The organism is Lysinibacillus sp. RS11, from assembly GCF_042019215.1.
Lineage (GTDB): Bacteria > Bacillota > Bacilli > Bacillales_A > Planococcaceae > Lysinibacillus > Lysinibacillus xylanilyticus_A.
The window spans coordinates 2,011,290-2,023,452 of record NZ_CP168124.1; the positions used below are offsets into that span (position 1 = coordinate 2,011,290).

Below are 12,163 nucleotides of genomic sequence, written 5' to 3' on the forward strand. Positions count from 1 at the left end.
GAAAACAATACATAAAGTATAATGTTTACTGGCTTATTTTTGCTGGTAGTTTTACCCCCTATGATTTGGCTATTTTGAAGTAGCCTTTTTATGCCAATGGGTTAAGTATGTGAAAAAATATACTTAAAGTAACGGGTGCTTTACTTCTTTATGAACTAATGGAGGTTAATCGAATAAAAAGTAGCAAGATACTAATAATAAGGAGTAAACATAAATCAGAGGTGAATCTTGATGGTTAAGCAATACTTAATCTTATTAGGATTTTTATTTATTGTTCTTACTTCTACGCAAGTTGTTAAATCAGAAACTGTTCCAAAAGTAGAAGAAATGTATGTCACAACAGAAGACATTATTTCAGACATAATATTTCCAACTGTAGATAAAAGAGTAATAAAAGAGTATGGGAAGGATACACTTTTTGACTGGCAATGGAAAAGGATTTTAGATATTACTTACAATGATAATCATTCCTATGACGTTACTGTGAAAATTGAAATCCCTTCGAAAAATTTTGAGGATGCTAAAGAAGATGTAGTTAAAGTTAGGATATCCCCATCCTGTGATAGTGACAAAATTAATAAACAGCAATGTAATCACGGTTTCAAAATTGAAGTATTAGATTACAAACATTTATCTCAATAAGAATTATTACCTTTAATTCAACTAGTGAAGGTTTTACTTCAATAAGGGGTAGAGCCTTTTTCTACTTAAACTAACGGTGCTGGCTTGTTTAATATGGCTATTTTATCTTTTCGCAAAGAAACGGGGAAAGTCGATATAAGTATTTAATTATTCTGGAGGATATTTATACGTCTCTAGGTGAGTGTGATTTATCAATTTAACCTCAGATCCAGCAGATATTTCATAAGTCATTCGATCCTTCCCTAATGAAATATTATGACCGCCATCAGTTGGTTCAATTTCAAAAGTAATTTGCAAATCAAAGCCTCGGTAATGATTTCTTTTAGTTTCAATCAATTCAATTTTCCACGGAGTTACATGAGGTGAAACATCCTTAAAAATCTTCGGATAATAATAGTTAGTCAAATCTTTTTCAATATAAGGAGTAAGCATCAACATAAGCATATCCTGTAATCTAAGTTCCTCAGAATCTTGAGTTGGTTTAGCTGCCGAAACGATTATTTTTTGAAAAGAAGTAATAAGAAAAAGGGATACTATAAAAACGGATTAACATCTTCTTTTTCATTATCTTCAATACACCTCTTTGCGACTTTATCTAATTAATTGTATTGTTTCCTTTATTGAATAAAGTATGTACTTATTGAAGTAATGGGTAGCTGTATTTCAATAAGAAGTAGAGCTAAATTAAAGGCGTGGTTTAGTTAAACAAGATGATAAAATAATGTTAGTCCAAGCAAACAATCGAGGTAAATTATGAAATTAACATTGGCAACAAACGAAGAAATCAATATCCTGCATTCAAAATATAAAAGATTTAACACTCACCTTCTTGAAAAGCCAAGTGAGTTATACAATCATATCGGTATTATGGATGTATTCAATCGTGTTCTTACTGAAGAAGAGGCATCTGAGTTATTGGGAAAAAATCATAATTTAAAGTATGGTGCAAATTTCTTGGATACTTTTACGCAACTTTTTCATCTAAAAGAGAGTGGAGTGTATGTACACATTTATAAAAAAGGATTGAGTAAAGAAGCGTTCAAATATAAATTAAGTTGCTTAAATCGATCGGAGGCGAATCTCTTTCGAAAACTATTTTCCCATAGTAAGGGTATTTATAAAATAGGAGATGTGGAAGCCCTTGTCTTTTTAACGAAACTCTCAGTAACTGAACTATATTTCGCAGATTTTATTATTACCATCTGCGACGTCTTATAAATTTACATAGGTTGTTGATGGAGCTACGTAGTCATGTGTGGAGCTTCAGGAAAGGTTGAGGAAACATAACAAAAGGACTTGTATATATGAAGGTATTCCTTACATGTTCTATTGGTATACCGTAAACCGATTTAATAATTTGAATTACAAATTCTTTATATCTGGGTCGTAGGAAACGTCAACTAAATAGGAAGAAAAAATAAGTGTTGAAATGAACTTCTAACGAAATACTTTATTTTCATGGATAGATGTCGTGAATTTTCACAGCTTGACCAAAAAAAATCTACCTAACGTAATAAATCCTAGCTCTATAACATAGCTTGTACATATATATACTGATAAATAAAAAAATCCCATAATAGAGAAAGGAGGACTGTGTAAATGAAAAAATTATTAACTACAATTCTATTCAGCAGCAGCGTTCTTTTCGTTCCTCATTCTATTTTGGCGCAAGAAAATAACACTGAAGTATCAAGTAACAAGATAACACCACAAGAATTAGAAGAATATCAGGAACGTATGGTAAAAGAAGGGATGGATAAATACAATGCAACTGCTGGTAAAGCTATACTATACGATAGTCGTGGAAACATAATCCATACATACAAAACAATATATAGAGGAGAAAAGTAAAAGGATATACAATATTTAATATTGAGAATTAAAAAGAGGTTGTCCAATGGCCTGTTATGGACCATAAGACACCTCTTTTATTATGTTCATTTTGTTTCAAGATTAGGTTTGTTGTTAGATTTAAAATATTTGAAGGGTGCTTCTGGTACAAAGATCTTAGTAAGTGCTATTTTAAATTGTTTAAAGTAGAATAGTAGTAAGGTATTTCACAATAAACTCAACTAATCTGATTAGTTGAGTTTTATGTTTTTATATAAAAATCTACTAAAATATTTTAAAGAAGATGTGATGATTAATGGGAAAAATCGCAATTTTGGCAGAGAAACCATCTCAAGCAAGAGCTTATGCAGACGCATTTAAAATTAAACAAAAAGAGAAAATACTTATTGAATTGGAACCTTGTTCTACTTTTCCTGAAGGTGCAGTAATTACTTGGGCAGTTGGTCATCTTGTTGAATTAAAGGAACCAAAAGAATATCAAAAGGAATGGGAGAAATGGTCGCTTGGATCATTACCGATCATTCCACAAAAATTTGAGGATAAAGTTGTCTCTAAAATGTATACACAATTTAATGCAGTAAAAAAAATCTTTAGTGATCCGCAAGTAACAATGATTTATAATTGCTGCGATAGTGAACGTGAGGGCTCAAATATCTTTTACTCACTTTTAAAAATGACGAAAGTAAATAAGCCTGTTAAACGATTATGGATCAATTCATTAGAGGTTGAGGAAATTCGAAAAGGTTTTAATAATATGCAAAGTAATGAGCGTGATTTGCTCATGTACCAAGAAGCAAAAACACGTCAAATTAGCGATTGGTTAGTAGGGATGAACTGTAGTCGTCTATACACGCTACTTTTACAAAAAAAAGGCTTTAAAGGTAGTATCTCCATCGGACGTGTGCAATCGCCAACCGTATATTTAATTTATAAAAGACAACAGGAAATCGAACATTTCAAACCCGAAAATTTTTATGAAATTGAAGGGGTTTTTAAAGCACAAAATGGTGTGTATAAAGGGAAGGCAAAGTTAAAAACAAAAGAGCGTGCAGAGGCTGTGCAATTATTGCAACAACATGGGGTTGAACCGATGGATACAGGTTTAATTACAAGTGTAACGAACAAAACGAAGCGTATTGCACCACCCAAACTACATGCGTTATCAACATTACAAGCCGCCGCTAATAGACGTTGGAAATACAGTCCGTCGCATGTGTTGAAACTTACGCAATCACTTTATGAGAAAAAGCTAGTTTCTTACCCACGTACCGATTCACAGCTCATTACACATAATGAATTTGCCTATTTAAATGAATCATTGGCAAAATATCAGCAGCTCGTAGGAAAGTCATTTAATGCGATCAATCGAGGAAATAACAAACGCTACGTCGACAGTGCCAACGTAGGGGAGCACTATGCTATTATTCCAACGAAAAAAGTGCCGACAGAAAAAGCGTTACAATCAATGAATGCTGATGAACGAAATATTTATTTCGAAATAGTCAATACGACACTCGCCATGTTTCATCAAGATTATGAATACGATGAAAAAACGATTATAACGAATGTCAAAAATTTAGAGTTTAAAACGGTAGGGAAAACAGAACTTGAAAAAGGTTGGAAAGAATTGTTTTCAAGTGAAAAAGAGTTGCAGGAGCGTGAAGAGTCGTTACCTGTCGTTTTCCAAGATGAAATGGTACAAAGTAAGGTTTCTATTCTAGAGGGCACGACAACACCTCCTAAACCTTATACAGAAGGGCAACTCATAACGATGATGAAAACATGTGGTAAATCAGTTGAGGATGAAGAAGAAATCGAGGTGCTGAAATCGATTGAAGGTATTGGTACAGAAGCAACTCGGAGTGGCATTATAGAGACGATTAAAAAGCATGGATTTATCGAAGTAAAGAAAAATATCGTAAGTATCACTCCAAAGGGAGAGCTTTTATGTAGAGCGATTGAAGGGACATTACTTTCTAGTCCCTCTATGACAGCTAAATGGGAAATTTATTTAAATAAAATTGGTCGTGGGGAAGGCTCTGCTAAACATTTCATTGAAAGTATAGGCAAGTTTGTTAATCAATTAATAGCGGAGGTGCCTAAACAGTTAGAGTCACTCACAATTGATGCTGAGCAGTTTAAACCAGCTGTTGTGAAAGATATTGTGATGTGTCCGACATGTAAAGTAGGAAAAATAGGTTTGCGTAAAAGCTTTTACGGTTGCTCGAATTATAAAAATGGTTGTAAGCAAACGTTCCCAGGAAGGTTATTAGGAAAAAAACTAACTGAAAAGAACATTAATGATTTATGTAAAATTGGTAAAACAGCTGTGGTTAAAGGATTTAAATCAAAGAATGGTAAACAATTTAATGCGTCACTCCGTTTAGTAGAAGGAAAAATTGAATTTGAGTTTAATGAAAAGTAAAAGAGGAAGAGATTTATAATCTATTCCGCAAAAAAACGTATAAATTGAATTTATCTTGCAATTTTTTGAAATTCGCCTTCCTTTTTCATCATCATCACTATTTACTTCTGGATTGATTTCAGGGAAAAACGAATCCAAATTCTCTAGACTTAGATTTTTCTCTAAATTAAAATTCATACCGATTAGATTTTTATGTGGTCATGGCGTGATCGAAGGACAAAAAGTATTCAGCTGCAGCAACTGGAAAAAGGGCTGTAAATTTGTCATCTGGAAAAACGATAATTTTTAGCCACTATGAAGAAGGAGCCTACAAAAACAATGGTGAAGTAATTATTAGTCTACGGAACAGTTTACTAAAGTGAAGAATGCTTCGAAAAGTATTAAGTGTATTTCATAAAGAATTTTTTCTCTTTTTTATTTAATCATGTCATTACTTGGCATGTTTTATGGGTAATATAGTGTTTGTACCTTTTGAGTTTTTCAAAGAGAAGGAGAGTTTAAAATATGTCACGTGAAGTTGTTCTTTATATTGCTACAAGCTTAGATGGATTTATTGCTCACTTCAGAAAAAGGTTCGAATGAATATGTAGACTTTGTCAATGAAGATGTAGTAGAGTTTACAAAAAAATTAAGAGAACAAGAAGGCTCTAAAATATGGATGGTCGGTGGAGCAGATATACTTGATGCTTTTATAAAAGCAAATTTAATTGACGAGTATATTATTACAGTCACACCCCATATATTAGGCGCTGGTATTCCGATGTTTAAAGAAAAAAATCCACAGATAGATTTAATTTTAATGAATACAAGACGATATGGACAGTTTGTACAACTACATTATAAGGTGAATCAAGAAGAGAACTAGCATAGTGTATGTTGTGTACTCTAGGGTTTGTTTCCATATATTGTCTAAAAAGTCCTTCGTAAGAAATCTAGTTGTAATTTGGCTAGTTGAAAAAAAGCACCATCTATCAGCTTTATCGATAGATGGGCTTTCCTAATATTTAATTTTCGAAAAACGAAAAACGTCCATAGCCATTAGTTTGAATTAAAACTTAATTAATGCACTAAATATTTTTATCTATCCATGACCGTAATTTTTCCGCGTAGAAAGGGCGTTCATCAGGTTCTGTGTAGAAACCTTTCGTCATGTAAAGATTGTCACCTTTATATCTGGGATATACATGAAGATGATAATGCCACACATCTTGATTTCCAGCAGGCTCATTATGCTGTCGAGTAGAAATCCCATTACATCCGTATGTATTTTTCATTGCCAATGCTGTTAATTGCGCAACACGATGGATTTCAGCAGCCATTTCTGCTGGAAGTTCATATATATTTTCAAAATGTTCGTTCGGAACAACTAGAATATGTCCTTTATTATTAGGCCACCATTTGCTCGCAATAAATGCTGTTACATGTTTATTTTGATAAATAATGTCTCTTTGTTTCGTACCTTTATTTTGTTTTTCTTTACCTGATACAATTCGACAAAAAGGACACTCATAATCTTTTGGCTTATGAGAATACAACCTAGTTCACCTCCTTTTCTACTATAAATTTTTTCATACTTTAATTATATAAGGAAATCAGAAAGATGATAGAAAATAAAAAATCTACCACCTTTTAAAGAACTATATTATTTGAGAACACAAGCGTATTTGTAATTGGTTAAAATTCGTTTCGTTTTTCTCAGCAAGGCAAGAGCATATTGAAGAGGAATCTATTTAAAATGGATTCTTCTTTTTTATTCAATTTTTTATAAACGAGTGGTGATGTTGTTTACAAATATGTAAACATATTGTATATTGTTTGTTGAAAGGTGAACAAAGTGAGGGTGTGTTTGTGAATGTAGGTGATTTGATAATTGAGGAATTATCGAATGGATATGTAAACACTGGTGATACCTATGCATGTATATTTTGTAAGGAAACATTTGATGCCCAAGAAGATTTCAAAATAAGTGATCGATTGTATACAGCTAAATATACAGTTCCATATCGAGCAAGAATATGGTGAAGCGTTAGTTCAACTGGATAAGGGGTTGACAGATTATCAGATATCCAAACGGAATTGCTTAAGCTATTTGCACATGGGGCATCAGCTAAGGAAATTATTAATAGCATTTCTGCAAATAGTGTTTCAACTGCATTGGTTTAAATTAAATGAAAAAGAAAAACAAGCAAAAGTTTTTCTAGTGATCATGCAGGCTCTGGAAACAACAAAAGTTTACGAGCCAATTCATAAGGGGGGCAACACAGGTGGATGAGCGTTATGCGATTACAGTTGAAGAGAAAGAAAAAGTACTAGCGACGTATTTTAAACATGGCTTAGATGGTTCTATTGAAAGTTTTCCGAGCAAGGAAAAAAGAAAAATTATTTTGCTGCAACACATTGTCACGAAGTTTGAGGTAGGTAGTAAATATGGTGAAAAAGAAGTAAATGAGATTTTAAAGCCAATATATAGCGATTATGTTTCACTTAGAAGATACTTAATAGAGTATGGTTTTCTAAATCGAAGCGATGATTGTACAACCTATTGGGTGAAAGAGGTCTAACATGAACTTTTTCGAGCGTAGTTTATTTTAATTACTCGTAATTGGTTTAAATAACAATTACAAGAAATCAATTCTTCCATCTCTATAGGCGGTGAGATGAATGCTGATTTAAGTTACTTTTCCGGACGCAATTATGCCTCGGTATAATTGATTGAAGTAACAAATTTTGGAGGGAAACTATGGATAAATGGAAAAGGATAAAGTCAGAGTATTTGCACAAAAGTCCGTTCGGGAATATCAGAAAAGATCATTGTCAACTTCCGAATGGCATATTGATTGATGATTATTATGTCAATGAATATGCTGATTGGGTAAATGCAGTTGTAATAACAAAAGAAAACCAGATTGTGCTGGTTGAACAATATCGTTATGCTGGGGAAGACTTTTTCTTAGAAGTCCCTGCTGGTAAAAAAGAAGGAAATGAAACAGACGAAGAAGGATTAATTAGAGAAGTAAAAGAAGAGACAGGCTACACTTCTTTAAGAAGGCCGATTTTCTTAGGTGAATTTATGGTGAATCCGGCAACACAAAACAATAAAGTAAAAACCTTTCTAATCCTGGAAGCATTCAAAGCGTATGAACAAGACTTAGATGATACAGAAGAGATAAAAGTTAAATTGTTTGAATTTGATAATTTTGGAAATGAAATGGTTGCAAATAAAATTAAAACACAGCTATTTACGGCAAATGCTTATTTTATGGCAAAAAATTTTATTGCAGAAAACCTATGAAAATATGAAGAATTAACAATACTTAGTAAGTTAAAGTGGGTGTTTCTACAACAAGCGGGGACACCTTTTTACAAACATTCTGGATAAATGAGAGTTGGAATGATAATGAAGAGGAGATTATCTTGGAAAGTAAATAAAGAAGAGTTTAAGACCGAAGTCAAAAGGTCGATGAGCGTTATGCGATTACGGGAGAAGAGAAAGAAAAAGTACTAGCGACATACTTTTAATTTGGCTTAGATGGTTCTATTGAAGACTTTCCGAGAAAGGAAAAAAGAAACATTATTTTGCTGCACACATTGTCACGAAGTTTGAGGTAGGTAATAAATATGGTGAAAAACAAGTAAATGAGGTTTTAAAGCTATTATACTAGCGATTATGTTTCACTTAGAAGATACTTAATTGAGTATGGCTTTCTAAATCGTAGCGATGATTGTACAACCTATTGGGTGAAAGAGGTTTAAAACATAGATAATTTTTATTACCCAAATATTCCTAGAAATCACTTTAGTTGTTACTAATTTTTATATTAACTATACTTACGTTGTAGTTACATAGAAAGGGTGATGGGATGAGTAAGAACTTTATTATATTTGGAGCAAGCCAAGGATTAGGTGATGCATTCGTAAAGGGTTTACCAATTGAAGGGGATACAGTATGGGTGGTGTCACGTACTCGACCAAGTAGTTTAGATATAAATGATGGCGTAAATCGTAAATGGCTGACTATTGATTTATCTAGTCAACAACATATTCCTGCTTTAAAAGAAGCTTTAAAAGGCGTTGCTATTGATGTATTAATTTACAATGTTGGAGTATGGGAAAAGCGTGGTTTTGAAGATGACTATACGTTTGATAACGATGAAGTTGGGGATATTGCAAACTTAATTAATATTAATTTAACTTCCACAATTACATATATTCAGGCGCTTTTATCTAATTTAAGACAGGCGGAGAATGGGAAAATAATTTTAATAGGATCGACAGCAGGTTTAGATCATACGAATAATGCGCAAGTTTCGTTTGTGACATCTAAATTTGGCTTACGAGGCATTACAAATGCTTTACGCGAGCATGTGAGAAAAGATAAGATTTCTGTAACGTGTATTAATCCAGGAGAACTTGCTGCTGAAGTACCTTTTGAAGAAGGGGCTGAAAAAGCAATTAAGTTGTATGAAGGTACACGTATTCCTGTACAAGATATTGTAGCCATTGTCCAATGTGTGATTAATCTATCACCAGTTTCATGTGTCAAGGAAATAAATATTCCTGCTATTACAGATATGAATGTATAATTCAGTATAAAAAAACGTCTCATATGTTGAATGATTTTGTTCAACGTGTGGGCCGTTTAAAATGATGCTTATTTTACAATTATTTCCTTTGAACTTTACATATCATTAGTATTTATAATCCCATTTTAGATTCATTCAACGTGCAAACTCAACTCAATTGATTGAAAATGAGTTCGAGAAAAGCATACGGAATTATTGAAGATCTGTTTGGTTTTCAAATCCCATTAATGTTTGATGATCGACTAAGCATTTAAAGCTTCAGGCATTAGATATCTATAAATATGTTTTTTAAGTGGGTCTTTTCTTTTTCGATGGATGTTTTCTTGAAAATAGGATTTCTTGATGTCTAATGATTGGGGTGATTGAAGAGGGAAATAACTTAGAGAAATCAAAAATAGAAAGTGAACCAGAAGTTCACTTTCTATTCGGATTTATTTTGTTTTTGGGTGTTTCATATCATATGCTTTCCAATCAGATGTTGAATTTTCTTTTATCAAATACAGGTCGCTGTAAAATCCATTGTGCGAAGATACCATACTTTCATAAGGTTTCCTATATTGAGAGATAAGTAGATACTCTTTACCATCCTTTTTGCTATAAGTTACAGTAGGTTTTTTAACGTATTGATTTTCTTCCCAGGAATCTATAAAGATTGTGTTTGGATTTGCTGTTATATTATCAGTGCCTTTAAATATATATTTGTTGTTATCTTCCAGAAACATCATATCTTCTTTAATATACTTATCAATATATTCAGGTGTGAATCCAGGAGATAAGATTTTAATTATTTCTGCCTTTGTGAAATAGTAGGTTTCTCCAAGTCTTATCTTATCTTGCATTTCTATTAGACCATCAACGATTTTCTTGGCTTCAGAAAGTTTGTAAATGTTTTTTTTTAGTTTTCTAATGTGAGAATTGCGGTTTATAGAAGAAGGTTTTATTAGCTCTTTGTTATCGCTAAACATCTTATTTAAGTACGTAACTAAGCGTAGGTTACTCTCTGAAGTTGTTTCTTCTTTAGCAAGATTTTCGGGGTCAAGATTTGCTATAGTTTCTGCTTTTGTTTCTTGTGGTTTTACACCGCTAAAAATGACTGATAAAATTGTGCTAATCATAAAAAGATACAAAAAATTTCTTTTCAAAAAAATCCTCCTTTATCCATTTCTTACAATTATATCATAAATTTTCCAATAAAATTAATTTTATGCAGGTGATTATTCCTATTTTTTAGAGAAAGGTAATTCTTTTGTACGTCTAAGTGTATTGGATACCTATAAATATCTTCTTTGGTGGCTTGGGTGATGTTAAAGAAAGAGAATTAGACAGCATCGAAAGTTTAATTGTTTATCTGAATGAGAATCAATCCATCAGCTTAGACAACATGAGAGAGATGTTTACAAATCTTGCTACTTTTTTTAATCTAGGTGGTGTTTGGCAGTGATCTTGCTAAAGAAGGGCGTTTGGTGATTGATTATACAAATAGAAATTTTGAGCTTGTGTTTAACAAATGATGCTTCCCGGAGTCAAGCAATTATTATGACACATCTTTTTGAATTTTACCTTACCATTCTTATCCCATTTATGAGGCTATCAAAATAAAGCATGGGAAAAATGTATCCTCATGCTTTATTAAAACTCTTTATCCCAATGTTCATTTTCATACATAATTGTTACATGTGCGTGTTCGACTTTTAATTCATGCTGAAGATAATCAATAAAAGATTCAAACATTTCTTCGTTTACCTCTTCTTTTTTGTTATTTAATTTTATAGTAAGCGAAGAGGGGGGATCGATTGAAGGCGTAAATGCCATACCTTGTGGTTCTCCGAATGTTTCAGTTATATAACTATAAACTTTCGGTTTTACTTGTTCTATGAATGTTGATAACTCTTGAAATGCTAGATCATCTTCCATTTGGTTCGTATGTCTATTTTCATAAACCATGAACGTATTTTGTGTTTTTGTATTTAAAATCACTGCAGCATAATCAAATTTATCGTGTTGCGACTCTGTATCATACTCGACACCGGAGATTTCGTATTCCATGGTTGGATATTTCTCTTGTAAGTATTGTTCGGCTTGTGAAAGTACCTTTGCTTCTTCTTTTTCATCTGGTATTAACGATGCCCTAAAATTAAAAATTAATAAGACAGTTCCGAATATTAGTAATATCGCTATTCCTCCAATTGAAAAAATGAATATGGTCCAACCTTTTAACCACTTATTCATCTTTTTCTCCCCCTCTCTTTCAAAGTATATCGATTTAGCAATTGAATTTCCAGGTATTTGCAGTATCAATGTCAACAGTGTAATAAAACAGACTCTTTGAGCATGGCGAGACGATAATCCGGAGGTCTTTGCTCCCTACTGCACTGTCGGAGAGACCCGGTAGGATGGGGACATCTAAATTTCTACATGAATAAACTTTATAAGAGGGCGGCTTACATATGCCCGCGTTTCTTTATTCAGGAAAATGCTTCGTTACAAAATCCTCATTAATACGAACAGTCATCATTTTTTATATCCTGCATTTTTAATTTATTAATAAGTAATAGTATTATATGGTTATAAAGACAATAAATTATGTTTCGTTTATATCCTAATCTTTGTAATGTTTTCTGTTCGCAGTTAAAGTTCACAGCGTCCACTATTACATGGCACT

At 32.6% G+C, this 12,163-nt stretch carries 11 protein-coding genes and 3 pseudogenes; 10 read left to right on the top strand and 4 right to left on the bottom strand.

Annotated features, from left to right (window positions below):
* Positions 1-231: 231 nt before the first annotated feature.
* On the top strand, positions 232-642 hold the full coding sequence (locus AB9L17_RS10085; protein WP_375200526.1) for a hypothetical protein: 411 nt from the start codon (positions 232-234) through the stop codon (positions 640-642).
* A 147-nt stretch (positions 643-789) separates the two neighbouring features.
* On the opposite strand, the pseudogene AB9L17_RS10090 reads toward AB9L17_RS10085, so the two are convergent.
* Positions 790-1,207: pseudogene (locus AB9L17_RS10090) on the bottom strand (DUF3888 domain-containing protein).
* Positions 1,208-1,395: 188 nt separating this feature from the next.
* On the opposite strand from AB9L17_RS10090, the gene AB9L17_RS10095 reads away from it, so the two are divergent.
* The 4 genes and pseudogenes from AB9L17_RS10095 to AB9L17_RS10110 all read left to right on the top strand — a co-directional run.
* Positions 1,396-1,860: a hypothetical protein gene (locus AB9L17_RS10095; RefSeq protein WP_068986311.1), complete on the top strand. Its 465-nt coding sequence runs from the start codon at positions 1,396-1,398 to the stop codon at positions 1,858-1,860.
* A gap of 381 nt (positions 1,861-2,241) precedes the next feature.
* Positions 2,242-2,493, top strand: a complete 252-nt coding sequence (locus tag AB9L17_RS10100) for a hypothetical protein (protein WP_375200528.1) — start codon at positions 2,242-2,244, stop codon at positions 2,491-2,493.
* 295 nt (positions 2,494-2,788) lie between these two features.
* The gene (gene topB, locus AB9L17_RS10105; RefSeq protein ID WP_375200529.1) at positions 2,789-4,918 is read left to right on the top strand and encodes a type IA DNA topoisomerase; all 2,130 of its coding nucleotides are present in this window, start codon (positions 2,789-2,791) and stop codon (positions 4,916-4,918) included.
* Positions 4,919-5,480: 562 nt separating this feature from the next.
* Positions 5,481-5,783: pseudogene (locus tag AB9L17_RS10110) on the top strand (dihydrofolate reductase family protein); the annotation flags it as partial.
* Positions 5,784-5,985: 202 nt separating this feature from the next.
* Here the strand turns inward: AB9L17_RS10110 and AB9L17_RS10115 are convergent.
* Positions 5,986-6,453, bottom strand: coding sequence for an HIT family protein (locus AB9L17_RS10115; protein ID WP_375200530.1), 468 nt, complete (start codon positions 6,451-6,453; stop codon positions 5,986-5,988).
* 313 nt (positions 6,454-6,766) lie between these two features.
* On the opposite strand from AB9L17_RS10115, the gene AB9L17_RS10120 reads away from it, so the two are divergent.
* The 5 genes and pseudogenes from AB9L17_RS10120 to AB9L17_RS10140 all read left to right on the top strand — a co-directional run bounded on the left by AB9L17_RS10120 (position 6,767) and on the right by AB9L17_RS10140 (position 9,501).
* Entirely contained in the window at positions 6,767-6,940 is a 174-nt protein-coding gene (locus tag AB9L17_RS10120) for a hypothetical protein (protein WP_223556963.1), read from the top strand.
* Positions 6,941-7,182: 242 nt separating this feature from the next.
* A complete protein-coding gene (locus AB9L17_RS10125) occupies positions 7,183-7,479 on the top strand; it encodes a DUF2087 domain-containing protein (protein WP_375200531.1) in 297 nt (98 codons plus the stop codon).
* A 179-nt stretch (positions 7,480-7,658) separates the two neighbouring features.
* Positions 7,659-8,210 carry an NUDIX hydrolase gene (locus AB9L17_RS10130; protein ID WP_375200532.1) on the top strand — a complete coding sequence of 184 codons (552 nt, stop codon included), beginning with the start codon at positions 7,659-7,661 and terminating at the stop codon, positions 8,208-8,210.
* 295 nt (positions 8,211-8,505) lie between these two features.
* Positions 8,506-8,671 (top strand): annotated as a pseudogene (locus AB9L17_RS10135) (DUF2087 domain-containing protein).
* Positions 8,672-8,778: 107 nt separating this feature from the next.
* The gene (locus AB9L17_RS10140) at positions 8,779-9,501 is read left to right on the top strand and encodes an SDR family NAD(P)-dependent oxidoreductase (RefSeq protein ID WP_068986317.1); all 723 of its coding nucleotides are present in this window, start codon (positions 8,779-8,781) and stop codon (positions 9,499-9,501) included.
* A gap of 431 nt (positions 9,502-9,932) precedes the next feature.
* Here AB9L17_RS10140 and AB9L17_RS10145 read toward each other — a convergent pair whose 3' ends face one another.
* Both AB9L17_RS10145 and AB9L17_RS10150 read right to left on the bottom strand, forming a co-directional pair.
* The gene (locus tag AB9L17_RS10145) at positions 9,933-10,643 is read right to left on the bottom strand and encodes a hypothetical protein (RefSeq protein ID WP_375200533.1); all 711 of its coding nucleotides are present in this window, start codon (positions 10,641-10,643) and stop codon (positions 9,933-9,935) included.
* Between the two features lie 487 nt (positions 10,644-11,130).
* A complete protein-coding gene (locus AB9L17_RS10150; protein ID WP_223556928.1) occupies positions 11,131-11,730 on the bottom strand; it encodes a hypothetical protein in 600 nt (199 codons plus the stop codon).
* Between the last annotated feature and the right edge of the window lie 433 nt (positions 11,731-12,163).

Bases quoted from the DNA above. Each gene is read 5' to 3' on its own strand.
- AB9L17_RS10085 (WP_375200526.1), top strand. From the start codon at position 232: ATGGTTAAGCAATACTTAATCTTATTAGGATTTTTATTTATTGTTCTT.
- AB9L17_RS10095 (WP_068986311.1), top strand. From the start codon at position 1,396: ATGAAATTAACATTGGCAACAAACGAAGAAATCAATATCCTGCATTCA.
- AB9L17_RS10100 (WP_375200528.1), top strand. From the start codon at position 2,242: ATGAAAAAATTATTAACTACAATTCTATTCAGCAGCAGCGTTCTTTTC.
- topB (WP_375200529.1), top strand. From the start codon at position 2,789: ATGGGAAAAATCGCAATTTTGGCAGAGAAACCATCTCAAGCAAGAGCT.
- AB9L17_RS10130 (WP_375200532.1), top strand. From the start codon at position 7,659: ATGGATAAATGGAAAAGGATAAAGTCAGAGTATTTGCACAAAAGTCCG.
- AB9L17_RS10140 (WP_068986317.1), top strand. From the start codon at position 8,779: ATGAGTAAGAACTTTATTATATTTGGAGCAAGCCAAGGATTAGGTGAT.
- AB9L17_RS10150 (WP_223556928.1), bottom strand. From the start codon at position 11,730: ATGAATAAGTGGTTAAAAGGTTGGACCATATTCATTTTTTCAATTGGA.